Source organism: Micromonospora sp. NPDC051006 (genome assembly GCF_044456245.1).
GTDB lineage: Bacteria > Actinomycetota > Actinomycetes > Mycobacteriales > Micromonosporaceae > Micromonospora.
The window spans coordinates 335,775-359,222 of sequence record NZ_JBITFP010000002.1 but is presented as its reverse complement, the minus strand read 5'-3'; the positions used below and the strand labels follow the sequence as shown (position 1 = coordinate 359,222).

General features: G+C 72.9%; 21 protein-coding genes. 8 read left to right on the top strand and 13 right to left on the bottom strand.

Translation table 11 applies throughout. The features are described from left to right. Window positions 1-6 precede the first annotated feature (6 nt). From ACIBBA_RS05390 to ACIBBA_RS05375, 4 genes are all read right to left on the bottom strand, one after another. Window positions 7-516: a hypothetical protein gene (locus ACIBBA_RS05390; RefSeq protein WP_396694014.1), complete on the bottom strand. Its 510-nt coding sequence runs from the start codon at window positions 514-516 to the stop codon at window positions 7-9. A 121-nt stretch (window positions 517-637) separates the two neighbouring features. After that, entirely contained in the window at window positions 638-1,921 is a 1,284-nt protein-coding gene (locus ACIBBA_RS05385) for an MFS transporter (RefSeq protein WP_396694012.1), read from the bottom strand. A gap of 72 nt (window positions 1,922-1,993) precedes the next feature. Next, the gene (locus ACIBBA_RS05380; protein WP_396694010.1) at window positions 1,994-2,443 is read right to left on the bottom strand and encodes a MarR family winged helix-turn-helix transcriptional regulator; all 450 of its coding nucleotides are present in this window, start codon (window positions 2,441-2,443) and stop codon (window positions 1,994-1,996) included. A 116-nt stretch (window positions 2,444-2,559) separates the two neighbouring features. Then, window positions 2,560-4,041 carry an NCS2 family permease gene (locus ACIBBA_RS05375; protein WP_396694008.1) on the bottom strand — a complete coding sequence of 494 codons (1,482 nt, stop codon included), beginning with the start codon at window positions 4,039-4,041 and terminating at the stop codon, window positions 2,560-2,562. Between the two features lie 88 nt (window positions 4,042-4,129). Here ACIBBA_RS05375 and ACIBBA_RS05370 point away from each other — a divergent pair, with 88 nt between their 5' ends. Then, window positions 4,130-4,381 (top strand): DUF2530 domain-containing protein, encoded by a 252-nt coding sequence (locus tag ACIBBA_RS05370; protein ID WP_396694006.1) that lies wholly within the window; start codon window positions 4,130-4,132, stop codon window positions 4,379-4,381. A 21-nt stretch (window positions 4,382-4,402) separates the two neighbouring features. On the opposite strand, the gene ACIBBA_RS05365 is transcribed toward ACIBBA_RS05370, so the two are convergent. Further along, complete coding sequence (locus ACIBBA_RS05365; RefSeq protein ID WP_396694004.1) at window positions 4,403-5,242, bottom strand: DUF3027 domain-containing protein; 840 nt, start codon at window positions 5,240-5,242, stop codon at window positions 4,403-4,405. Between the two features lie 87 nt (window positions 5,243-5,329). On the opposite strand from ACIBBA_RS05365, the gene ACIBBA_RS05360 reads away from it, so the two are divergent. Next, window positions 5,330-6,943 carry an MFS transporter gene (locus tag ACIBBA_RS05360; protein ID WP_396694002.1) on the top strand — a complete coding sequence of 538 codons (1,614 nt, stop codon included), beginning with the start codon at window positions 5,330-5,332 and terminating at the stop codon, window positions 6,941-6,943. After that, window positions 6,940-7,590, top strand: a complete 651-nt coding sequence (locus tag ACIBBA_RS05355; RefSeq protein WP_396694000.1) for a futalosine hydrolase — start codon at window positions 6,940-6,942, stop codon at window positions 7,588-7,590. The genes ACIBBA_RS05360 and ACIBBA_RS05355 overlap by 4 nt, the downstream gene beginning before the upstream one ends. Here ACIBBA_RS05355 and ACIBBA_RS05350 read toward each other — a convergent pair. After that, a complete protein-coding gene (locus ACIBBA_RS05350) occupies window positions 7,540-8,457 on the bottom strand; it encodes a GNAT family N-acetyltransferase (RefSeq protein WP_396693998.1) in 918 nt (305 codons plus the stop codon). The genes ACIBBA_RS05355 and ACIBBA_RS05350 overlap by 51 nt on opposite strands. 662 nt (window positions 8,458-9,119) lie before the next feature. Here ACIBBA_RS05350 and ACIBBA_RS05345 point away from each other — a divergent pair. Beyond that, window positions 9,120-9,950 carry a 1,4-dihydroxy-6-naphthoate synthase gene (locus tag ACIBBA_RS05345; RefSeq protein WP_396693996.1) on the top strand — a complete coding sequence of 277 codons (831 nt, stop codon included), beginning with the start codon at window positions 9,120-9,122 and terminating at the stop codon, window positions 9,948-9,950. Here the strand turns inward: ACIBBA_RS05345 and ACIBBA_RS05340 are convergent. Continuing rightward, complete coding sequence (locus ACIBBA_RS05340; protein WP_350867898.1) at window positions 9,911-10,297, bottom strand: cold shock domain-containing protein; 387 nt, start codon at window positions 10,295-10,297, stop codon at window positions 9,911-9,913. The genes ACIBBA_RS05345 and ACIBBA_RS05340 overlap by 40 nt on opposite strands. A 28-nt stretch (window positions 10,298-10,325) precedes the next feature. Further along, window positions 10,326-10,949, bottom strand: coding sequence for an HAD family hydrolase (locus ACIBBA_RS05335; protein WP_396693994.1), 624 nt, complete (start codon window positions 10,947-10,949; stop codon window positions 10,326-10,328). 82 nt (window positions 10,950-11,031) lie between these two features. On the opposite strand from ACIBBA_RS05335, the gene ACIBBA_RS05330 reads away from it, so the two are divergent. Beyond that, window positions 11,032-13,506, top strand: a complete 2,475-nt coding sequence (locus tag ACIBBA_RS05330; protein ID WP_396693992.1) for a helicase-associated domain-containing protein — start codon at window positions 11,032-11,034, stop codon at window positions 13,504-13,506. A 45-nt stretch (window positions 13,507-13,551) separates the two neighbouring features. Here the strand turns inward: ACIBBA_RS05330 and ACIBBA_RS05325 are convergent, their stop codons facing one another. Next, a complete protein-coding gene (locus ACIBBA_RS05325) occupies window positions 13,552-13,788 on the bottom strand; it encodes a hypothetical protein (protein WP_396693990.1) in 237 nt (78 codons plus the stop codon). Between the two features lie 93 nt (window positions 13,789-13,881). Further along, window positions 13,882-14,763 (bottom strand): L,D-transpeptidase family protein, encoded by an 882-nt coding sequence (locus ACIBBA_RS05320; RefSeq protein ID WP_396693988.1) that lies wholly within the window; start codon window positions 14,761-14,763, stop codon window positions 13,882-13,884. A gap of 179 nt (window positions 14,764-14,942) precedes the next feature. On the opposite strand from ACIBBA_RS05320, the gene ACIBBA_RS05315 reads away from it, so the two are divergent. Next, window positions 14,943-16,622: a DNA repair helicase XPB gene (locus ACIBBA_RS05315; protein ID WP_396693986.1), complete on the top strand. Its 1,680-nt coding sequence runs from the start codon at window positions 14,943-14,945 to the stop codon at window positions 16,620-16,622. 161 nt (window positions 16,623-16,783) lie between these two features. On the opposite strand, the gene ACIBBA_RS05310 is transcribed toward ACIBBA_RS05315, so the two are convergent. After that, window positions 16,784-17,743 (bottom strand): zinc metalloprotease, encoded by a 960-nt coding sequence (locus tag ACIBBA_RS05310; RefSeq protein WP_396693984.1) that lies wholly within the window; start codon window positions 17,741-17,743, stop codon window positions 16,784-16,786. 200 nt (window positions 17,744-17,943) lie between these two features. Next, window positions 17,944-18,750 carry a TIGR03089 family protein gene (locus tag ACIBBA_RS05305; RefSeq protein WP_396693982.1) on the bottom strand — a complete coding sequence of 269 codons (807 nt, stop codon included), beginning with the start codon at window positions 18,748-18,750 and terminating at the stop codon, window positions 17,944-17,946. Window positions 18,751-18,900: 150 nt separating this feature from the next. On the opposite strand from ACIBBA_RS05305, the gene ACIBBA_RS05300 reads away from it, so the two are divergent. Then, a complete protein-coding gene (locus ACIBBA_RS05300) occupies window positions 18,901-19,980 on the top strand; it encodes a hypothetical protein (protein WP_396693980.1) in 1,080 nt (359 codons plus the stop codon). Window positions 19,981-20,034: 54 nt separating this feature from the next. Next, window positions 20,035-22,341 carry an esterase-like activity of phytase family protein gene (locus ACIBBA_RS05295; RefSeq protein WP_396693978.1) on the top strand — a complete coding sequence of 769 codons (2,307 nt, stop codon included), beginning with the start codon at window positions 20,035-20,037 and terminating at the stop codon, window positions 22,339-22,341. Window positions 22,342-22,483: 142 nt separating this feature from the next. Here ACIBBA_RS05295 and ACIBBA_RS05290 read toward each other — a convergent pair whose 3' ends face one another. Continuing rightward, window positions 22,484-23,350: a GNAT family N-acetyltransferase gene (locus ACIBBA_RS05290; protein WP_396693976.1), complete on the bottom strand. Its 867-nt coding sequence runs from the start codon at window positions 23,348-23,350 to the stop codon at window positions 22,484-22,486. Window positions 23,351-23,448: the final 98 nt, after the last annotated feature.

Here is a 23,448-nt window from a genome sequence, read left to right as displayed (position 1 = left end):
CGCCGATCAGCGGTGTCGCTGGTGGTGACCGGCCCGGGCGGCGGGCAGGCTCATTCCGGCGGCGTGCAGCAGGCCCTCCACCCGCACCCGCTCGATCTCCTGGTCGACGCCAGAGAGCTCGCTCAGGTGCTCGGTGATGCCGAGGGCCCGGCAGGCCCGTCGGAGCCGGTCGTCGTACGCCTGGAGCACGGCGCCGTGCCACACCATCGACCGGCCGGTCCCACCGAGCCGCTGGCTACCCAGCCGGCGCAGGTCGGCGGCGAGTTGTTCCAGCGGCCGCCGGTCCTCCCGGTCGAACTCGGAGAGGTCGATGTCGCGGGTCAGCGCGTCGGCCTCGATGGCCCGGTCGAGCTTGGCGATGGTGCGCCGCTCACGGCGGCGGTCCCGCCACTCGGTGTAGCCGCAGACCACCCGGTCGAGGATCTCGTCGGCGCAGAAGAGCAGGGCGAAGGCCGCCGGCAAACTGGCCACGGCGAGGAACGCCAGGGCCAGCAGCAGCGCGCGTCCGACTCCCACGCATCGACGCTAAGCCTCATGGTGCCGCTCCGCCACCGGATTGGCGGCATCCGCGCCATCCGCTCAACGGGACTCCGCCGGTCACGCCGGCGGGGCCCCCGCATCAGGGGCCCCGGCCGACTCAGCAGTCGGTGGAGGTCACGTAGAAGCGGGGCATGGGCAGCACCCGGAACCGCAGCCGGGCCCCGGAGCGGCGCAGCTGCCAGGTCAGCGCCAGCAGCGCGGTGGCCAGCGAGATGAGCCCGCCGATCCAGATGCTGGCACCGGCGCCGAAGGTCTCCGCCACCCAGCCGATCAGCGGGGCGCCGACCGGGTTGGTACCCAGGAACACCAGCACCCACAGGGCCATCACCCGTCCCCGGAAGGCGGCGTCGACACCGAGCTGGACCCGCTGGTTGGCGGCCTGGGCGAAGAACACCATGAAGAACCCGGTCGGCACCAGCAGCGTCACCACCAGCCAGTACGTCGACGCGAGACCGACCAGCGTACCGAAGCTGGCGCAGGCGATCGCCGCGCCGAGCACCAGCCAGACCGACGGGCGGCTGCGCCGCCCGGTGCCGGAGAGCGCACCGCCGAGCGCGCCGACCGCCAGCGCGGTGCTGAACAGGCCGAACGACGCCGCCCCGGTGTTGAACACCGTCTTGGCCAGCGCGGCCAGGGTGAGCTGGAAGTTGAAGAGCGACATGCCGATCACCGACATCACCACCATCGGCAGCAACAGGTCGGAGCGGCGCCAGACGTACCGCAGCCCGTCGATCACCTTCGCCGATGCCCGCTCGTCGCGCGGCGGCAGGGCCTCGCGGTGCAGCTCGGAGGTGCGCATCCGGACCACGTTGACCAGCGGCGCGATCGAGCTGAGCGCGGTGAAGAGGAAGACCGGGCCGACGTCGAAGGCGGCGATGGCCAGACCGGCGACGGCCGGGCCGACGATCCGGGCGGAGTTGAAGACGGCCGCGTTCAGCGAGAGCGCGTTCGGCAGCAGCGACATCCCGACGAGTTCGGAGACGAACGCCTGCCGGACCGGGGTCTCGACGGCGTTGGCGACGCCGAGCAGGGCGGCGAACGCGAAGACGTGCCAGAGCTGCACCAGGTCGGTGAGGACCAACATGCTCATGCCGAGCGCCAGCACCGTCCAGAGGGAGTTGGCGACGAAGAGCAGCACCCGCTTGTCGTAGCGGTCGGCGAGCCGCCCGGAGAGCAGCGTGAGCAGCAGCACCGGGGTGAACTGGAGCGCGGTGACCACGCCGAGCGCGGTCGCCGAGTTGTCAGAGAGCTCGAGGACGAGCCAGTCCTGGGCGATGAACATCATCCAGACGCCGATCAGTTTGATCAGCTGCCCGGACGCGAAGAGCCGGTAGTTGCGGACCTGTAGGGACTGGAACATCGTGCTCAGCTTGGCCTGCACTCTTGGTGCGCCTCCTCCGGGACGTACGCGTCATCGACAGGTGACGGCACGGCCCGGTGGCGCGGGCGCGGCTCAGGCGCGAGCGAGCTGCTGGAGAATCCCGGCGGCCCTGTGCAGGGTCTCCCGTTCGTCCTCGTCGAGCTCGGCCAGCCGGTGGGCCAGCCATTCATCGCGGGCCCGCTCGAACTGGTCGAGCACGGCCTGCCCTCCTTCGGTCGCCGCGAGGATGACCTGTCGTCCGTCGGTCGGATGGGGGGTGCGCTGCACGAGGCCGCGCTCCTCCAACTTCGCGACGATCTTGGTCATCGTCGGTGGCTGCACCCGCTCGACGTCGGCCAGTTCCCGGGGCGTCAGCGCACCCGCCAGCCTGAGGCTGGTGAGCGCGGAGACCTGGGTGACCGTGAGGTCGCCGACCGGTCGGGCCTGGCGGACCCGCCGGTTGAGTCGGGTGATCGCATCACGCAACTGGGGAGCCAGCTGCGCCGGTGGCACGCGTTTCGCCGTCACCGTCCGCTCCGTCACGATAGTTAGCTTAACTAATGAGCCTGGCTAACGACATCCGATATGACCAGGCTCACGAGGAAGGTTTGCCCGCCCCGGGCCGGGATCCAGACCGGACCCGACCCGGAGCAGAGCGGTTACAGCACCACGGACTCGATCGGCCCGCGCAGGAAGTAGAGGACGAAGAGCACGGCTACCCCGTACAGCAGCGGGTGCACCTCCCGGGCCTTCCCCCTGGCCACCTTCACCACGACATACGTGATCAGACCGGCGCCGATGCCGTTCGAGATCGAGTAGGTGAAGGGCATCAGCACGATGGTGAGGAACGCCGGGATGGCGATCTCGTAGTCGGACCAGTCGATGGTCCGCACCGCGGTCATCATCAGGAAGCCGACCACCACCAGCGCGGTGGAGGCCGCCTCGAACGGCACCACCAGCACCAGCGGCGCCAGGAACATCGCCAGCAGGAAGAGCGCGCCGGTGACCAGGTTGGCCACCCCGGTCCGGGCGCCCTCCGCCACACCGGAGGCGCTCTCGATGTACGACGTGTTGCTGGAGGTGCTGGCCGCACCGCCGGCCGCCGCGGCGATCGAGTCGACCAGCAGGATCTCCTTCGCCCGGGGCGGGGTGCCCTGCTCGTCGAGCATGCCGCCCTCCTGGCCGACGGCGACCATCGTGCCCATGGTGTCGAAGAAGTCGGTGATCAGCAGCGTGAACACGAACATCAGCACGACCAGCCAGCCGGCCCGGCTCCACGAGTCCAGCACGTTGAAGTTGCCGAGCAGCGAAAGGTCGGGCACGTCCACCACCGTCTTCGGCAGCTCCGGGACGTTCAGCGCCCAGCCCTTCGGGTTGGGCTGACCGTTCACCACGGACGGCCCGATGTTCCCCACCGCCTCGACGACGATCGCCAGCACGGTCGAGGCGAGGATGCCGATCAGGATCGCGCCCCGGACCCGGCGCACCACCAGCACCAGGGTCAGCAGCAGCCCGACCACGAAGACCAGCAACGGCCAGCTGACCAGCTTGCCGCCGATGCCCAGCCCGACCGGCACCGTCGTGTTCGCCACGTCCGGCACCCGCCGGACGAACCCGGCGTCGACCAGGCCGATGATGGTCAGGAAGAGACCGATGCCGACGCCGATCGCCGTCTTCAGCTGGGTCGGCACCGAACGGAACACCGCGGTACGCAGGCCGGTCAGCACCAGCACCGCGATGATCACACCTTCGATCACCACCAGACCCATGGCGTCCGCCCAGGTCATCTCCGGAGCGATCTCGTACGCGACCAGCGCGTTGACGCCGAGGCCGGCGGCGAGCGCCAGCGGAAACCGGCCCACCACGCCCATCAGGATGGTCATCACGCCGGCGACCAGGGCGGTCGCCGCCGCGATCGCCGGTATCGGGAGGGTCTTGCCGTCACCGTCGACGGCACTACCGAGGATGAGCGGGTTCAGCACCACGATGTAGGCCATCGTGAAGAAGGTCGCCAGGCCACCGCGTACCTCGCGGCTCATCGTCGAGCCACGGGCGGAGATCTCGAAGAAGCGATCGAATCCGTTACGCGGATGAGCGGGGTCGGGTGGGGTGCCGTTGTCGGGGGGCGGCGTTACAGCCATCAGGTCCTCGCAGGTGATCTTCCGGACGTCGCGCGCATCGTCCCAGATCAGTGGCGTGCAGGGGAAGCCGATCGCGTACGCTTGCCCGGTGCCGAACGAGCAGCCACCGCGGCCGGAGCCACTCGACCCACCGATGGTGCCGTTCGCGCTCGCCGGAATGGCCGGCTGGGCGCTCGTCGGCCTGGTGCTCCTGATCTTCTTCCGCGGCTGGCTGACCGACCACGGTCACCAGAACTGGCTCTGGATCTGCCTGGCCGGCTTCCTCTGGGGGTTCCCCGGCCTGGCGGTCATGCTGCGACACGACGCCAACCGTCGCCGCCGGCGCGCCGCGGCCAGCTGACCCGCGCGCCGGCTCGACCGGTCAGGGGTGGCCGTACGGCTCCGCCGGCTCGGCCGCCTCGACCGAACCGGGAGCCCGGCTGACCGACATGGCCTCCACCGCGCTGTCGTCGTAGACGGTCGGCATCTCCTCGACGGACGTCTCGGCCGCCTCGATGAGCGTCTCCGAGTGTGCGCCGCAGCCGTGGTCGGCGCTCACCACCCGGCCGTCGTCGGGAGCGTAGAAGTTGCCGCAGGCGCCGAAGGCCTGCCGCATGGCGCCGGCCAGCGGCAGGTAGAAGCCGCAGGTGCCGCAGCGGGCCGAGGCCGGGGCGGCGGCGGAGATCGGGGCGGCGGGACCGTGGTCGCCGTCGTACCAGCGCTGGGCCGCCTCGGAGCGGCCCTCGCGGGAGAGCACCCGGGCCCGGCCCAGGCCGAACTCCCAGGCCGTCTCCTCGACCGCCGGGTCGTCGGAGAGCAGGTAGCCGGGAACAAGCCGCTCGTCGTCCTGCGGGGTGGGCAGCAGGTCGCCGGGACCGAGGTCGCCCGGCTTGAGCCGCTCCTGCCAGGGCAGCCAGCCGGGGGCGAGCATCGCGTCGGTGCCGGGCAGCAGGACCGTCTCGCAGACGGTGACCTGGCGGCTGCGCGGCACCCGGGTGACGGTGACCGCCCAGCGCCAGCCGCGGTAGCCGGCGAGCCGACACTCGAAGTAGTGGGTGACGAGCCGGTCGCCCTCGGCCACGGCCTGAAGGTGCTCACCGACGTCGTCGGCATCCACCTCGGTGATGGCGGCGCGGGCCACCTCGACGGCGTCAGCGCAGACCTGGTCGAGGCGGGCGGCGCGGGTGGAGACGGGCCTGGTCACCCGACCATTGTTCCCCATGCGTACGGCGGGGTGACAGGGACTCCCCGGTCACGTTCTGCGCAAGTGGTGCGGCGCACCGGGATCGAATGGGCGAGGATGGTGCACATGCCGCTGTCCTCCCGCCCTGAGCGGTCCGTCCTCGGGCGGACCGTCGGCACCGGCATCCGTGCCCTCCGGCTGCTGTTCCGCGGCTCGGTCGGCAGCGGGCGCTGGGTGACCCGCCGGGCCGGCCGGGCCCGCGCCAGGGGCGCCGGCGGCGAGGTCGGCATGGTTCGCCTCTTCGACCTGCACGCGGTCTCCTGCGCCGGGGACACTCTGATCGCCATCGGCCTGGCCGGGACGATCTTCTTCAACGTGCCACTCGGCGAGGCGCGCAGCAAGGTCGCGATCTACCTGCTGGTGACGATGGTGCCGTTCGCCATGCTCGCCCCGGTGGTCGGGCCGCTGCTCGACCATTTCCGGCACGGGCGCCGCTACGCGCTGGCCGCCACCATGCTCGGCCGGGCGTTCCTGGCCTGGCTGATCTCCGACTACATCCACGGCTTCGGGCTCTATCCGGCGGCGTTCGGGGTGCTGGCGCTCTCCCGGGCGTACGGGGTGGCCCGCTCGGCCGCGGTACCGCGGCTGCTTCCGGAAGGGCTGGGTCTCTCCCAGGTCGGCGCGAGGGCGAGCGTCTACGGCACGGTGGCCGGCGCGCTGGTCGCCCCGATCGGGCTGGCCGCGTTCTGGTTCGGGCCGCAGTGGCCGCTCCGGGTCGCCTCGGTGATCTTCCTCGTCGGCATGGTCATCGCGCTGCGGCTGCCACCGAAGGCCGACTCGGAACCGCCGGAACGGGTGCCGCGTGCGCTGCGGGCGCTCGGCCGGCGCTCCGGTGACCGTCCGCTGGGCCGGGGCCGACCGGCGGGCCGGTTGGTGATCGCCACCCTGATCGGCTCGGCCACGCTGCGCGCGATCTACGGCTTCCTGCTGCTCTTCCTCGCCTTCGCCATCAAGAAGGGCGACCTGACCACGGTCGTGTTCGGCCGGGAGCTGAGCGACGAGGCCGCGCTGGGTCTGGTCGGCGGCGCGCTGGCGGTGGGCACCTTCCTCGCCACCGCGGTCGGCACCCGGTTGCGGATCCACCGGCCCACCGCGATCCAGTCCAGCAGCATGATCATCGTGGCCGGCGTGGCGGTGCTCGCCGTGCTGAAGTTCTCGCTGCCGATGGTGGCGCTGTTCTGCCTGGTCACCGCGATGCTGAGCGGGGTGGCCAAGCTGGCCGTGGACGCCTCGATCCAGGAGCGGATCCCGGAGCGCCTGCGGGCCAGTTCCTTCGCCCACTCCGAGACGGTGCTGATGCTCGCCTTCGTCCTCGGCGGCGGGCTCGGACTGGTCCCGTTCGACGGTCGGACGGGCATCGCCGTCGCCGCCGGGGTCGGTGTGCTCGCCGCCATCCGGGGCGTGCTGGTCGCCAGCCGGCTGCGCGGCCAGCGCCTGGCCGGCCGGCCGCTCGGCGACGACGAGCTGGCCGCGGAGCCGGCCGACGAGCCGGACGGCACGGCGACGAAGGCCGACGACCCGAGCCCGACCTCACCGGCCCCGGCGCCGAACGGCGCCTCGGGCTACGAGCCCGGGCTCGCCCCGCCCGGCTACCACATCTACCGCCCGTCCTCGGCCGTCGGCGGGCCGGGCGGCAGCGACGAGGAGAACCGGCGGGAACCGCACGGACCGCTCTCGTGAGCGCCCTGCTGGTGGTCACCGCGGTGCCGGCCGAGGCGGACGCGGTCCGGGCCGGCCTCACGGATCCCACGGTGACGGTCGCCCCGGTCGGGGTGGGACCAGCCGTCGCGGGTGCGGCCACCGCCCGGCTGCTGGCGCTGGCCGAGGCGGCCGGCCGGCCCTACCGCGCGGTGGTCAGCGCCGGGGTGGCCGGCGGCTTCACCGGTCGGGTCGCGGTGGGTGGCACCGTGCTGGGCACCGCGAGCATCGCCGCGGACCTCGGCGCAGAGTCCCCGGAGGGCTTCATCCCGATCGACGCGCTCGGCATGCCGCCGGCGCTGCTGGGCGGCGGCAGCACCGTCACCAGCGATCCAGAGCTGCTGGCCGCGCTCCGTGCCGCGCTGCCGGCCGCCACCGTCGGGCCGGTGCTCACGGTCACCACCGTGACCGGCACCGCCGCCAGCGCCGAGGCGTTGAGCCGGCGCCACCCGGACGCCGTGGCCGAGGCCATGGAGGGGTACGGCGTGGCGGTGGCCGCCGCCCAGGCCGGCCTGCCCTTCACCGAGCTGCGGACCATCTCCAACCCGATCGGCCCCCGCGACCGCGACGCCTGGCGCCTACGCGAGGCCCTCGCCGCCCTGACCGAGGCCGCCCCCGCCCTCGGCTGACCCCGGCCGCCCCCAGCCCGCCCCGGTGTCGCGTCGCTCCTCGGGGTCACGCCGGTCCAACCGCAACGCCTCGGGCCGGCTGGCCTCCAGCTGGAATCCGCAGGCCAGCAGGAACCTGACGTCGCCGAACTGGGCGAAGGCCCGTGCCGTCCGGATCCCAGCCCGCCCCATCTCCTCGGAGAGCCGCGCTATCAGCCGCCGTCCGATCCCCAGCAGTCGCAGCTCGGGTGCCACGACCACACCGTCCAGGATCATCTCGCGCTGGTCGCCCAGGTCGTCACCGAGGAGCAGATCCTCGCTCCGTTCGTGGGCCCGCAGCTCACCGACCACCGCGTCGCCGGGCAGTTCGGCGCGAATGCACCACGAACTCTCCGGCAGCTCATCGGTCACCCGACGCACCCGCACCTGGCGTCGGATTCGTTCCCGCCAGCGCCGCTCGTCACGACGCCGTCGGTCACGGTCGTAGGTGACCTCCGGAACCCGCAGCGGCCACCGCTCGGGCGGAAGCGTGTACCAGTGCGCCCACCAGGCACCCGGCCAGTCGGTCAACGTCCGCACCTCGCGGACGTCCAGGTGCGGCGGGTAACGGCGACCGGCCTCGTCCCGCCGCCCGTCATGGGGCACGGCGGGCACCGCGCTCAGCGACGCATGGGTCGGGCCCCCGATCGCCAACTCGCCACCCGCCGCGCGAATCAGTCGCTCCACGGTCCGGAACCCAGGCTCGGAACCCTGGCCCGTCTCGATCCGGGCCAGGGTGCTTCTGGGCACCCCCGCGCGGTCCGCCAGCTCGCGCTGGCTCAGATCGGCCTGTCGCCGCAGCGCCCGGAGCGTCGCCGCCACGTCGACGAGACCACCAATCTCCGTCACGGCCCCATGGTCTCCAGGCCGCGAAGTCAACTTCAACACCCCCCCACACCTGTGGAGAAACCTGTGGATAACCTCCCGCGGCTTCCCCGGCGAGGACCCACCGGGAGACTCCCCGACGGCCATCCGATGTGGTCCGCGCGACCTGTCGAACTGCTCCAGATATGAACCGCGACCCAACCGCTGGACTCCGACGGACCTCCTACCCTCGACCCCTGATCCCCGCCACCGCCACCGCCGTCGGCCCACCAACGCCCCGACGATCCACCATCGCCGACGATCACCGACCAACGCCCGACCACGACTACCGGCGCCCGACCACCACCGACCGCCGCCGACGCCCACCAACGCCGCCCGACCGTCGCCGAGGACCGACCACGGACCACCTGCGGCGACGACCAGTGGCCGATCACGAACCGCCGACCACAACCCATCGGCGCGGGCGGCCGATGTGGCAGAGCCCTTCGACCGGGGGTGTTCATATATGGAGCAGTTCGACAGCGACCGAGGGACAGACCCCGACCAGCCGACCCGGACGCCTAGCGGTGGCGTCGAGCACCTGCGCGCCGCGAGGTGTCGGGGGCCTGCCGGGGGACGGGGGTGCGGGTCACAGTGGCAGGGGCCCGCAACGGGACGGCCTGCGGGGGCGGGGCTACGGTGGGGGCGTGGCGCTCTCCCTGGCGATCTCGCCCTGCCCCAACGACACGTTCGTCTTCGACGCCCTGGTGCATGGCCGGGTTTCCGGCGCTCCTCCGGTCGAGGTGACCTACGCCGACGTGGACGTGACCAACACGGCTGCCGAGCGCGGGGAGTTCGACCTGGTCAAGGTGAGTTACGCGGCGCTGCCGTGGCTACTGGACAAGTATCACCTGCTGCCGTGCGGCGGGGCGCTCGGTCGCGGCTGCGGGCCGCTGGTGCTCACCCGCGGCGACCGCACCGAACTCTCCGGGGCGACCGTCGCCGTACCCGGTGACCGGACCACGGCGTACCTGCTCTTCCGGCTCTGGGCGGCAGGCCACCCGCCGGCGCGGATCGAGGTGGTGCCGTTCCACGAGATCATGCCCGGCGTCGCCGCCGGCCGCTACGACGCTGGTCTGGTCATCCACGAGGCCCGGTTCACCTACCACCGGCACGGCCTGACCGCCCTGGTCGACCTCGGCGAGTGGTGGGAGGCCGACACCGGCCTGCCCATCCCCCTCGGCGCGATCCTCGCCCGGCGCGGCGTGGTCGACCCGAAGGCCGCCGCCGGGTGGATCCGGGAATCCGTACGACAGGCCTGGGCCGACCCGGCCGCCAGCCGTGACTACGTGCTCGCGCACTCCCAGGAGATGGAGCCCGACGTCGTCGACCAGCACATCGGCCTCTACGTCAACGAATTCACCGCCGACCTGGGGGACGCGGGATTCGCCGCCGTGGAGGCGCTGCTCGGCCGGGCCGCCGACGCCGGGCTGGTGCCTCAGACCTCCAGCTCGCGCGCCACCGCGTGGACCAGCTGAGCGATCTTCTGCGACGTCTTCCGGTCCGGGAAGCGGCCCCGGCGCAGGTCCGGCTGGACCTTCGCCTCCAGCACCTTGATCATGTCTTCCACCAGGCCGTGCAGCTCCTCCGCCGGCCGGCGGCGCAGCTCGGCCACCGACGGCGGCGCCTCCAACAGCTTGACCCCCATGGCCTGCGCGCCCCGGCGGCTGTCCACCACGCTGAAATCGACCCGCTGACCACCCTTGAGGTCGGTGACACCCGCCGGTAGCGCGCCCTTCGGCAGGAACACGTCGCCACCCTCGTCACTGGTGACGAACCCGTATCCCTTGGTCGCGTCGTACCACTTCACTCGACCCGTAGGCACCTGAGAACCCCTGCTTCGCTTGAGACGTCTACTGCCCCAAGGCTAGCTGGATCATGCCGTCGAGCGCCGCCGGGAATCCGGTGAGATCGTCCAGCACCACCTCGGCCCCGGCCTCGCGCAGCTCCTCGGCAGAGCACGGGCCGGTCGTCACCGCGATGCCGGGCACCCCCGCCGCCGCGGCGGCCACCATGTCGGCCACGTGATCACCGACGTAGTGGGTCGCGCCGTGCTGCCGCAACGCGGTCGCCTTCTCCTCGGCGAAGAGGTCACCGGCCAGCTCGTCCACCACCAGCCCCAGGTGCTCCAGGTGCAGCCGGGCCAGCCGGCCGAGCTTGGAGGTGACCACCAGCACCCGGCCGCCCCGGGCGCGGATCGCCTCGATCGCCTCCCGGGCGCCGGGCAGCGGGACGGTTGGGGTGATCGCGTACGCAGGGTAGAGCTCCCGGTAGAGCCGCACCGCCGACTCGACCTGCTCCGGCGGGAACCACCGGGCGATCTCCGTGCGCAGCGGCGGCCCGAGCCGGGACACCGCCGCGTCCGCGTCCACCGGCACACCGGTCTGCGCGGTGAGCGCCCGGAAGGCGGCGGCGATGCCGGGGCGCGAGTCGACCAACGTCATGTCGAGGTCGAACCCGACCGTCAGAGGGAGCATGCGAAGAACCTACCGGCCCCACCCAGCCAGCCGGACGTCCGAGGGGCGGGACCACCCCGGACCGGGCTAGCGTGGAACGACGATGACCACCTCACTCGCCGACCACCTGCGGTCGCTGCCCGACGAGTCGCTGGCCGCCCTCCTCCAGCTGCGGCCGGACCTCGTCGTACCCGTGCCGTCCGACATCTCCGCCCTCGCCATCCGGGCCCAGTCCCGGGTCTCGGTGGCCCGGGCGCTGGACGGGCTGGACCAGTTCACCCTTCTGATCCTCGACGCCGCCCGGTTGACCGGCGACCCGACGGACGGCACCACCTCGACCGAAGCCGTGCTCGCGATGGCGGCGGCCGGTCCCCGGCCCCCCGAGCCGGCCGCCGTCCGGCGCGCGGTCAGCCGGCTGCGGGCGCTCTTCCTGCTGTACGGCCCGGAGAGCGCCCTCACCGTGGTGCCGAGCGTCGACGAGGTGGCCCCGTACCCTGCGGGGCTCGGCCGACCGGCGGCGGAGCTGGACCCGCGCACGGCCGCGCTCTGCGCGGACCCGGCGAAGCTGCGCCGGACCCTGCTCGCCGCGCCGCCCTCCGCCCGGGCGATCCTGGACCGGCTCGCGGCCGGACCGCCGGTGGGCAGCGTGCCACCGGGCGCGTTGCAGGCGCCGCCGCTCGGGGCGGAGGACGCGCTGCCGCCGGACCCGACCAACGGTGGCGCGCCGACCGGGTCGCCGGTGCGCTGGCTGGTGGACAACCGGCTGCTGGTCTCGATCTCCACCGGCCGGGCGGGGGTGGGTGGCACGGTGGAGCTGCCCCGGGAGATCGGGCTGCTGCTGCGCCGGGACAGCGGACCGCTCGGCCCGCTGCGGACCAGCCCACCGCCGGTCGCCGCCACGCCAAGGGAGCCCAAGGCGGTCGACTCGGCCGGCGCCGGCCAGACCATGGAGGTGGTACGCCACACCGAGGCGCTGCTGGAGCAGCTCGCCGCCGAGCCGGCCCCGGTGCTCCGATCCGGCGGCATCGGGGTACGCGACCTGCGCCGGCTGGCCCGCGCCGCCGGGCTGGACGAGCCGAACGCCGCCCTGCTGCTCGAGGTGGCGTACGCGGCCGGGCTGACCGGTGAACTGGAGCTGCCCGGCGCCACCACCACCCGGTACGGGGCCGACCAGCAGGTGCTGCCGACGGGCGGCTACGAGGTGTGGCGGGCCGCCTCCGTGGCCCAGCGCTGGGAGCAACTGGCCCGCGCCTGGCTGACCATGACCCGGCAGGTGGGGCTGATCGGCCAGCGCGACGACCGGGACCGGCCGATCACCGTGCACTCCGCCGAGGCGGAGCGGGCCGGCGCGCCGGCTGCCCGGCGGGCGGTGCTCGGCGTCCTCGCCGACCTGGAGCCGGCGACCGCCCCCACGCCCGACGAGGTGCTGGAGCTGCTCGACTGGCGGGCACCCCGGCGCAGCCGGGGGCGGGAGAACGCGCACCGGGAGGTGCTCGCCGAGGCCGCTCAGCTGGGCGTCACCGGGCTGGGGGCGCTGACGTCGTACGGGCGGCTGCTGCTGGCCGACACGGACGAGCACGGCGCGGACGACCCGCTCGGGGTGCGCGCCGAGGCCGACAGCGAGGAGCCGTCGACCGCGGTACGGGCGCTGGACGCGCTGCTGCCCGCCCCGGTCGACCACTTCCTGGTGCAGGCCGACCTGACCGTGGTGGTGCCCGGCCCGCCGGACCCGACGCTCGCCGGCGAGCTGGACGCGGTGGCCGAGCAGGAGTCGGCGGGCGGGGCCAGCGTCTACCGGGTCAGCCCGGCGAGCGTGCGCCGGGCCCTGGACGCCGGCTACACCGCGGACGACCTGCACGCGGTTTTCCGGCGGCGCTCCCGCACCCCGATACCGCAGTCGCTCACCTACCTGGTGGACGACGTGGCCCGCAAGCACGGAGGGCTGCGCGGCGGCGCCGCCGGGGCGTACCTGCGCAGCGACGACGAGGCGCTGCTCAGCGAGGTCTTCGCCGACCGGCGGCTGGAGTCGCTGGCGATGCGTCGGCTGGCGCCCACCGTGCTGATCACCCCGTACCAGGTGGGGCGGCTGCTCGGCGCGCTGCGCGACGCCGGTTACGCCCCGGTGCCCGAGGACGCCAGCGGCGCGGCGGTGCTCTCCCGCCCGAAGACCCGACGGGCACCCGCCCGGGTGTCGGTGGCCACTCGGACCCTCGACCCGCTGGTCGCGCCGAAGCTGCCGATGCCGCGGCTGCTCGGGGTGGTGGAGCAGATCCGGCGAGGGGACGCTGCGGCCCGGGCGGCCCGGCGGGCCCCGGCGGTGGTGCGCGGCGGCGTCCGGGGCGTCACCGGCCCGACGCCGACGCACAGCCACACCGACGCCCTCGCGGTGCTGCAGCAGGCGGTACGGGACAAGGCGCTGGTCTGGGTCGGCTACGTCGACGCGCACGGGGCGACCGCGTCCCGGCTGGTCAAGCCCGTCTCCATCGGCGCCGGCTACCTGCGGGCCGAGGACGAGCGGACGGAGATGCTGCACACCTTCGCGCTGCACCGGATCACCGCGGCGGTGCTCGCCGACTGAGCCGGACGCGCTGCGGTCGACCCGGTACTACCGAGGTCGGGCCGGTCAGCGGCGACTGCGGCGGACCGTGCCGACGACCGAGATCACCAGCAGCAGCGCGAAGCCGGCGCCGGCCGTCTCACCGACCGAGTTGACGAAGCCCTGCCGGAGCACCAGCCAGCCGAAGAGGAACCAGCCGAGGAGCACCACACCGGCGACCGCGTACGCGACCAGGGTGGCGGTGGAGACCTCGCCGGCCGGCGCCCGGTCGTGTTCGGGGACCACGTCACGATCGACCGTCATCTTCCGCCCCTCCCCGCCCGGTGCGACGCCAGACGTCCAGCGTGGCACCGGCGGGGCGGAAGTGACAGGGGATAAATCCCGGATTCGGGCGGCTCAGGTGCCGGGACGGCGACCGATCAGGACCACCCGACTGCCGACCTTGCCCAGTTCCCAGTAGCGGACCGCGTCGCGGTGCAGCAGGTTGACGCAGCCGTGCGAGCCGATCGACTTGTTGTGCAGGTAGGTGGTGGTCTCGTGGAAGCCCATGCCCTGGGTGAAGTGCTGCCAGTAGGGCAGCCAGACCTCGTACGGGTTGGACCACTCCTTGACGTTCCGGTAGTTGATCGTGAAGGTGCCGGCCGGCGTCCGGTAGCCGGACATCCCGGTCCGGGTCACCGTGGGCTTCACGAGCACCTTGCCGTTGCGCATCACCCAGGTGGTCTGCCGGGTCAGGTCGATGCAGAACGTGGTGCCCGAGCCGGCCCGGCACCGGCTGGTGTCAGTGGTGGCGAGCCGCTTCGCCACGTCGTACGTCGTCGGGCCGGCGCGGCCGGCGGCCGGACGGATGTCGTACCGCTGCTGGAACTTCTTGATCGCGACGCAGTCGGCGGCGGACTGCCGGCCGTCGACGGTCACCGCGCCGAACCCGCCCAACTGGGCCAGGTAGGTCTCCACCGCCCGCTGCTGCTCGCCCTGCGGGCAGCCGGCCGGGGTGGTGCTGGTCGCCGGCTTCGGGGCGGTGCGGGTCGGCGACGGCCTGGGCTTCGGCGGGGTCGTCCGGGACGCGGTCGGCTCCGGCGCCGTCGTCGCGGGCTGGTCACGCTGGTCGGTACCGGGCGCTGCGCTCGCCCCCGATGTCTGTTCCGCCGCCCCGGCCGGGGCGGCTCCCCCGCCACCACTCCCGCCGGACGGCGGGTCGAGCGCACACGCGCCGGCGCCGACCAGCGTGACCACCACCAGGGCGACCAGCCGGGAAGTGATTCGAACGCGCTTCATGAGCCCTCCCTGCAGAGCCGTCCCCTTCGTAGACGTTTATAAGTGCCAGACCGGTTGCATCGGGTGAGCATTTTTCTTCGGACCTTCCGCCGCGTGCAACACTGGATGGTCGGCCTGCGGCCGGTCACTCGCCGTATCGGGTAACCGACTGGCGGCAACCCCGAGGAGAGGACGCTGGCGTGAGCGGTGGACCACTGATCGTGCAGTCGGACAAGACCCTGCTGCTGGAGATCGACCACCCCGACGCGCAGGCCTGCCGGATGGCCATCGCGCCCTTCGCGGAGCTGGAGCGCTCCCCGGAGCACGTGCACACCTACCGGCTGACCCCGCTCGGGCTCTGGAACGCCCGGGCCGCGGGGCACGACGCCGAGAGCGTCGTCGACGCGCTGATCAAGTTCTCCCGCTACCCCGTCCCGCACGCGCTGCTGGTGGACGTGGCCGAGACGATGGACCGGTACGGCCGGCTCCAGCTCGCCAACGACCCGGTGCACGGGCTGGTGCTGCGGGCGTTCGACCGGGTGGTGCTGGTCGAGGTCGCCAAGAGCAAGAAGCTCGCCGGCATGCTCGGCGCGCGGATCGACGACGACACCATCGCTGTGCACCCGTCCGAGCGGGGCCGGCTCAAGCAGGCGCTGCTCAAGCTCGGCTGGCCGGCCGAGGACCTGGCCGGCTACGTGGACGGCGAGGCGCACCCGATCGAGTTGGCCGAGGCCGGCAAGGACGGCCGCAAGCCGTGGACGCTGCGGTCGTACCAGCGGGAGGCGGTGGAGACGTTCTGGGCCGGCGGGTCGGGCGTGGTGGTGCTCCCCTGCGGCGCCGGTAAGACGCTGGTCGGCGCGGCCGCGATGGCCGAGGCCAAGGCGACCACGCTGATCCTGGTCACCAACACGGTGGCCGGCCGGCAGTGGAAGCGGGAACTGGTCGCGCGCACCTCGCTGACCGAGGAGGAGATCGGCGAGTACTCGGGCGAGCGCAAGGAGATCCGTCCGGTCACCATCGCCACGTACCAGGTGCTCACCTCGCGGCGCGGCGGCGCCTTCACCCACCTGGACCTCTTCGGCGCCCGCGACTGGGGTCTGGTCATCTACGACGAGGTGCACCTGCTGCCCGCGCCGATCTTCCGGTTCACCGCGGACCTGCAGGCCCGCCGCCGGCTCGGCCTCACCGCGACGCTGGTCCGCGAGGACGGCCGGGAGGGCGACGTGTTCAGCCTGATCGGCCCCAAGCGGTACGACGCGCCGTGGAAGGACATCGAGTCGCAGGGCTGGATCGCCCCGGCCGAGTGCACCGAGGTCCGGGTGACCCTGACCGACGCGGAGCGGATGGCGTACGCGACGGCGGAGGCCGAGGAGCGCTACCGGATGGCGGCGACCGCCCGGACGAAGCTGCCGGTGGTGCGGGCTCTGGTCGACCGGCACAAGGACGACCAGGTGCTGGTGATCGGCGGCTACATCGACCAGCTGCACCAGCTCGGCGAATACCTGGACGCACCGATCGTGCAGGGCTCGACCACCAACAAGGAGCGCGAGCGGCTCTTCGACGCGTTCCGCTCCGGTGAGATCCGCACCCTGGTCATCTCGAAGGTCGGCAACTTCTCCATCGACCTGCCCGAGGCGGCGGTGGCGATCCAGGTGTCCGGGACGTTCGGGTCGCGGCAGGAGGAGGCGCAGCGGCTGGGCCGGGTGCTCCGGCCGAAGGCCGACGGTCGGCAGGCGCACTTCTACACGGTGGTGTCCCGAGACACGATCGACACGGAGTACGCGGCGCACCGGCAGCGGTTCCTGGCCGAGCAGGGGTACGCGTACACCATCGTCGACGCCGACGACGTCCTCGGCCCGAAGCTCCCGACCGTCGACTAGCGCCTGATCCACTCCGTTTCCCTGATGTGGCGGTATCCAGGTCACCCGGATGCCGCAATGTCCCGGAAACGGAGTGGATCATTTTGCGACCCAACGCGACCCGGGGCCCGAACGAGGTTGACGGGCCGCTGAGCGCGGCCCGTCAACCCGGCGATGCTCGGTTACTTGCCGCCACCGGATCGGAACGCCACCCAGGCGTCACTCATCCGGTCCGCCTGTCCCGCGGTGAACATGTTCATGCAGGAGTCCTGCGTGTAGTCCATGAAGTTGTGGATCGGGTCCAGCCCGGGCGCGGTGCAGGTGTCCGCGCCCACCGGGCAGTTGAACTGCGGCGCCGCCTCGCGCGGAGTGTCCGCGACGAAGTCGCCGGAAGCGGAACACCCGTGCGCGAAGGTGTGCTCCAGCATCAGCCAGTGCCCGACCTCGTGCGTCAGCGTGTCGCCCAGGGCGTACTTGCCCGCCGTTCCGCCCGGCATCGACTCGTCGAGCATCACCACACCGTCGATGTAGTCCCGGCCGTTGTTGTAACCCTTCGGGAAGTACGCCCAGCCGAGGAGCCCGCCGCCGATGTTGGCCGCGTAGACGTTCAGGGTGCGGGCGTCGCCGGTGTACAGCGCCTGCTTCATGTCCCGCTCGTTCTTGCCCGGCACGACGGTGTACCAGTCGCTGTTCACCGTCCACGTGGTGTCGACGAGCGAGAACCGGAACGGCGTGTCGGAGGCGTTCGCCGCCGTACGGCCCGCGAACGAGTCGTTGAGCACCGTCATCTGCGCCGCGATCAGGGTGTTCCACCTGGTCGTCTCCGCCGCGCTGAGCGGGTGGTCGGAGACCATGTGGAAGACGGTGGGCACGGTGACGCTGCCGTTGGCCAGGCGCGGCGAATCCTTGATCACGCCGTAGGCGTTCGCCTCGTTCTTGGAGTACAGCTCCGGCTCTTGTGCGGTGGCGCCCTCGGCGACCCGGGCCACGCTGTGCTCGTCGGCACCCGGCTCACACGCCTCGACACCCGGGGAGACGGTCAGGGGTGCCGCCGCCACCGCGCCGTAGGCGCCACCGGACGCCAGCAACGTCGCGGCGGTGGCGGTGAGGACTGCCAGTCGGTAGATAGGTCTCCTGTGCATCGGTGCACCTTTCAGGGAATGGAGGCGGTGCGGAATCGACGCGGGGTTGCCATGACCAGGGCCGATGGCGTCGTCTGCCCGGTATAAGACCACGTCATTGGCGTCGGCAAAAGACCTGCTGACAGCGCTGATTTCGATGTAACGAAGCGGGGCCGAGGGGCGCTGTTGATAAGGCACCCGGGCGGGTGCGAGCCGACTGGCTACAGGATCCGGGTGACCTGTTCGGCGGTGACGATTGCGTCGCGGCGGGACGGGTCGAGGTTGGCGCACACCACCACGGACGCCCCGGCGGAGAGCGGGGCGAGCAGCCACTTCAGCGGCTGCTCGTGCTCGGCGGCGTCGACCAGCAGCCGGTCACCGGCGCGCAGGTCCAGCATCTCGGCGATGCCCTGGGCGATCGCGCCCCACTCGCCATAGGTGGTGCCGTCCGCGCTGGCCGGGTCGGTCGGGCGGATGGTGGTGTGGTCGGGCGGGGCGTCACCGTGGCGAAGCACCTCGGCCGACCAGTCGAGCCAGCCCACCGGCACGTCGGCGATCGGGTCGGGCCCGGTGCCGACGAGGTAGCGGTGGGTGCCGTCGGGCACGTCCTCCAGCCAGTCGTCGAGGCGTTCCGGGGTCACGAAGACCGCGTCGTACGGCAGGTCGCCGCCGGGTTCGAGGACCGGCAGGCCGGCGGTGGCCCGGGGCCGGAACGACACCGCCATCCCGACCGCCCAGGCGCCCAGCAGCACCGCGGCGGTACGCCAGTGCGGCGGCAGCAGCACCGCGACCCGGCTGCCCGGGCCGAGCCCGCAGCCGTCGCGCAGCAGGCTGGCGGCACCGGCCGTCCAGCCGCCGAGCTGGCTGGCGGTGAGGTCGACCCGCTCACCCGTCGCGTCGTCGCGGTAGGTGAGCAGTGGACGGTCGGCGTCCGCCGCCGGCCCGTCGGCGTGTAGTGCGTGGTCGGTGTCGATCGCCGGCCGGCCGCTGAGCGGGGCCGGCAGGTCGGTCGCGATGGTCGGTTGCATCTCCACGCTCCCCGGGACGACTTCGCGGTCAGCCTACCCACCGGCGCACCGATCGACTTTGGTCACCGGCCGGTGGGCCGAGGACGGTATCGACTGGCCGGATGGCGTGGCCAGGATCCGAGGTGACCCCCGCACCGCCGAGGAGCGCTCATGCCGCACGAGCACCGCCCCACCGCAGACCAGCACCATGCCAGCTCCGCGCCCGGCGAACAGCCCACCACCGGCCGGCTACCCGTGCGCCGGCGGCTCGTGCCGGTCCTCGCGCTGCTGGTGCTCGCCCCGTGGGCGGCCGAATGCTCCTGGGGCGGCTTCACCCTCGACGACTTTCTGCCGGTGGTGGTCTTCCTCGGCCCGATGTACGGCGGGGCGGCGATCCTGATCCGGGAGACCGCCCGGCACCTCGGCGGCGGATGGCCGGTGATCGTGCTGCTCGCCGCCGCGTTCGGCGTGGTCCAGGCCGGCCTGGTCGACCAGTCGCTGTTCAACCCCGACTACCTGGACGACACGGAGTACGCCGACACCCAGGCGGCCGCCGCGGCGACGCTGGTGCCGGGGCTCGAATTCAGCGTTTGGCAGGCGTTCGACTACGTGGGCAACCACATCATGCTGACCATCTGCGCGCCGATCGCGATCGTCGAGTCGTACCTCGGGGCGGGTCGCCGGCTGCGGCCGTGGCTGGGCCGACCGGGCCTGGTGGTGGTCGCGCTGCTCTGGCTGGCCGGCAGCCTCCTGATCTTCTCGGACGAGAGTGGCCGGAAGGGCTTCCTGGCCAGCCCGCTCCAGCTGGCCTTCGCCGTCGCACTGGCCGCCGCGCTGATCGGCGCGGCCCTGCTGCCCCGTTGGCGATCGCTGGCAGCGACGCGTACCGCCCGGGCGCCGCGCCCGGTCCTGGTGGCGCTGCTGGTGCTGGTCGCGCACCTCGGCACCGCCCTGACGCCCGGGTGGGTCGGGGTGGGCATCGCGCTGGCCGTCGCCGTCGTCGTCGGGGGTCTGATCGTGCGCTGGTCCGGGCGCGCCGGCTGGGGGCAGCGGCACGTGCTCGCCGCCGGCTCGGCCAGCGTGATCTCCGCCGCTGCGTTCGCGTACCTGGTGCCGCCGTACGCGCCGGCGTCTCCGGCGGCGGCGTTGACCGGCGACATCGCGGTCAGCGTGGTCACGTTCGTCCTGATCGGGGGCGCCTGGTGGCGGCTGCGCCGCGCTTCGCCGACTGTTCACGTCCCCGCAAGCTGATGCTCCCCCTCGGGTGTCAGCCTCCGTCCGGGCATGACCTTACGGAGGAAGTCCTTGACATTCAGAAGAGCATTCACGGCGCTCACTGCGGCCGGTGTCGCAGCCGCCAGCCTGACCGGTGCCACCCCGGCGTCGGCCGGCGGGCACCACCCGGGCAAGCCGCTCGCCTTCGACCGGGTCGCCACCTACCCGGTCTTCGAGAACCGGCCGGCCGGCGAGGACCCCGCGACCCCGACGGTCGCCGAGATCTCGGCGGTCAGCGAGGACGGCCGCACCCTGATCCACACGGACGCGCTGGCCCGCCGGATCGGCTTCCTCGACATCTCCCGGGCCGACCGCCCGCGCGGCCTCGGCACCCTCTCCCTGGCCCAGCTCGGCAACGCCGAGGACGAGCCCACCTCGGTGGCCGTGGTCGGCAGGTACGTGCTGGTGGTGGTGAACACCAGCAGCAGCTACACCGAGCCGTCCGGCCGCCTCGACGTGATCGAGCTGGCCACCCGCAAGCGGGTCAGGAGCTTCGACCTCGGCGGTCAGCCCGACTCGATCGCGATCAGCCGGAACAAGCGGTACGCCGCGATCGCGATCGAGAACGAGCGCGACGAGGAGGCCACCCCGCCCGGTGGTGAGGAGGGCGACCTGCCCCAGCTCCCGGCGGGCTTCGTGCAGATCGTCGACCTGACCGGCACGTCGCCGGCCGGCTGGCGGCTGCGGCCGGTCCCGCTGACCGGCGCCGACGGTCAGGCGCTGCCCGCCCTGGTCCAGGCCGGCCTCGCCGCGCCGACCGACCCGGAGCCGGAGTACGTCTCGATCAACAGCCGCGACGAGCTGGCGGTGACCCTCCAGGAGAACAACGGCGTCGCCCTGATCGACCTGCCCACCGGCCGGATCACGAAGGTGTTCAGCGCCGGGACCGCCACGATCAGCGGGATCGACACCAAGAAGGACGGGGTCATCGACCTCACCGGCTCGATCGCCGACGTGCCGCGCGAGCCGGACGCGGTCTCCTGGGTCGACGACCGTTACCTGGCGACGGCGAACGAGGGCGACTGGCGGGGCGGCACCCGCGGCTGGTCCGTCTTCGACAGCCGCACCGGGCGGGTCGCCTGGGACGCCGGCAACAGCTTCGAGCGGTTGGCCGTCACCTACGGCCTGCACAACGAGGACCGGGCCGGCAAGAAGGGCACCGAGCCGGAGGGTGTCGCCGTCGCCGAGTACGACGGCGTGCGGTACGCGTTCGTCGGCTCGGAGCGGAGCAACTTCGTCGCCGTCTACGACCTGAGCCGCCCGACCGCGCCGGTGTTCAAGCAGGTGCTGCCCACCACGAACGGGCCGGAGGGGCTGCTGCCCATCCCGTCGCGCGGTCTGCTCGCGGTCTCCAGCGAGGAGGACGACGCTTCGGTCAACGTCCGCGCCTCGGTCTCGCTCTTCCAGCTGGGCAAGGGCACGCCGGCCTTCCCGAGCATCGTCTCCGGCACCGACCGGGCCGGCACGCCGATCGGCTGGGGGGCGCTCGGCGCGCTGACCGCGGCGCCCGGCAAGCGCGACCAGCTCTACAGCGTCACCGACGCGGCGTACAGCCAGACCCGGATCCTCAGCATCGACGCGAAGCGGACCCCGGCCGTTATCACCGGCGCGCTGCCGGTGAAGGACGCGACCGGCGCGCCGGTCGGGTACGACGCCGAGGGCATCTTCGCTCGTCCGCAGGGCGGCTTCTGGCTCGCCGTGGAGGGCGCCACCGGCGCGGAGAACAAGCTGGTCCGCCTCGACGCCGCCGGGGTCACCCGGCAGACCGTCCCACTGCCCACCGAGGTCGCCGCCAGCCTGGCCAAGCAGGGCCTGGAGGGGGTCACCGCGACCACCGACCGGCAGGGCCGGGAGATCGTCTGGGTGGCCGTGCAGCGGGAGCTGAGCACCGACCCCGCCGGCGTGGTCCGGCTGGGCCGGTACGACGTCACGGCCGGCACCTGGAGCTGGTTCGGTTACCAGCTGGGCAGCACCACCGTGCCGGGTGACTGGATGGGGCTTTCCGAGATCATCGTGGTCGGCGACCGCCTCGCGGTCATCGAGCGGGACAAGCTGAACGGCCCGGCCGCCACGGTGAAGCGGATCTACACGGTGCCGCTGCCCGGCGGGGCCGCGGCACCCGGCCCGCTGCGTGTGCTGCCGAAGACGCTGGCGGTCGACGTGCTGCCCGCGCTGCGCGCCACCAACGGGTGGACGCAGGAGAAGCTGGAGGGCCTGACCGTGGCCGGCAACGGCGAGGTGTACGCGATCACCGACAACGACGCGGTCCAGGACGCCACCGGCGAGACGGTCCTGCTGCGGCTCGGGTCCAGCCGGAAGGTCTTCGGGCGCGGCTGACCCGTACGGCGTCCACCCCCGGCCCGGCGTCCACCACGGTGGGCGCCGGGCTTCGCCGATCATGCAGTTGTGGTGCCTCGCGAACCGGGCACAACAGGGCTGGTCGGGCACCACATGTGCATGATCGACGGGGCGAAGTGCGTCAGGGGCGGCGTAGCAGGTAGCGGGCGCGGCGGCCGGCGTCGGCGAAGCCCAGCCGGCGGTAGAGGGCGGCAGCCGGGTTGTCGTCGTTGACGCAGAGCCAGGCCTCGCCGGCCCCGTCGCCCGCCAACGAGCGCAACGCCCGCGCCACCAGGTAGGCCCCGACCCGCCGCTTCCGCCACTCCGGGACGACGCCCACCTGGTCGATCCAGGTGCCGATGACGTTGACGAAGCCGACGGGGCGCCCGTCGGGGCCCCAGGCCAGCAGGGACAGGTCCGGTCGGTACTCGTCGTCCTCGCGCAACTCGCCCAGCCACTCCTCGGCCTCCGGAGCGCGGAAGCCCGGCCGGTCGGCGAAGGACGCCTGGTAGGTCGCGAACAGCTCCGGGCCGGCGTCCCAGGTCACCGGCTCGGCACGCAGGCCCTCAGGTGCCGACACGTCCGGGAGGGCGCCCAGGTCGTGCCGCTGCACCCACTCGACGAAGGTCCGGTCGAAGCCGCGCGCCGCGAACAGGGCCTCTGCGCCCGGGCTCCACGTCTCGGTGGTCAGCAGCAGCTCCTCGCCGCCGGCCTGCTCGCCCGCCCAGCTCAGCAGCCGGCCGCCGAGGCCCCGCCCGCGCCAAGCCGGGTGCACGAGGCCGGTCATCGAGACCGGGCGCCGGTCGGTGCCCACACCGACGGCCGCCACGAGCTCGCCGTCATGCCAGGCGCCGAGGGTACGGGCCTGGAGCAGCCGCGCCCGCAGCAGCGGCGACTGGACGAACAGTGGCAGTCCCCCGTCGGCCGCGAGACAGGCCTGGGCCAGCCCGGTCAGGGCCGGCAGGTGCTCTTCGCCGTACGGCTGCCAGGTGAGAGTCGTCGGGTCCACCGTCGTCCTTCGTCCTCCGCGCCGCGGCCCCGCCGGCCGCGTTCCGGTGAGTCAGTAGGCGCGAGGCCGGACACCGCCGTCAACCGGATTCGGGTCGG

Excerpts from the sequence above, each read along its gene's own strand:
- ACIBBA_RS05375 (WP_396694008.1), bottom strand. The coding sequence starts at position 4,041 with ATGGCTGTAACGCCGCCCCCCGACAACGGCACCCCACCCGACCCCGCT.
- ACIBBA_RS05365 (WP_396694004.1), bottom strand. The coding sequence starts at position 5,242 with ATGGGGAACAATGGTCGGGTGACCAGGCCCGTCTCCACCCGCGCCGCC.
- ACIBBA_RS05360 (WP_396694002.1), top strand. The coding sequence starts at position 5,330 with ATGCCGCTGTCCTCCCGCCCTGAGCGGTCCGTCCTCGGGCGGACCGTC.
- ACIBBA_RS05335 (WP_396693994.1), bottom strand. The coding sequence starts at position 10,949 with ATGCTCCCTCTGACGGTCGGGTTCGACCTCGACATGACGTTGGTCGAC.
- ACIBBA_RS05330 (WP_396693992.1), top strand. The coding sequence starts at position 11,032 with ATGACCACCTCACTCGCCGACCACCTGCGGTCGCTGCCCGACGAGTCG.
- ACIBBA_RS05325 (WP_396693990.1), bottom strand. The coding sequence starts at position 13,788 with ATGACGGTCGATCGTGACGTGGTCCCCGAACACGACCGGGCGCCGGCC.
- ACIBBA_RS05320 (WP_396693988.1), bottom strand. The coding sequence starts at position 14,763 with ATGAAGCGCGTTCGAATCACTTCCCGGCTGGTCGCCCTGGTGGTGGTC.
- ACIBBA_RS05310 (WP_396693984.1), bottom strand. The coding sequence starts at position 17,743 with ATGCACAGGAGACCTATCTACCGACTGGCAGTCCTCACCGCCACCGCC.
- ACIBBA_RS05305 (WP_396693982.1), bottom strand. The coding sequence starts at position 18,750 with ATGCAACCGACCATCGCGACCGACCTGCCGGCCCCGCTCAGCGGCCGG.
- ACIBBA_RS05300 (WP_396693980.1), top strand. The coding sequence starts at position 18,901 with ATGCCGCACGAGCACCGCCCCACCGCAGACCAGCACCATGCCAGCTCC.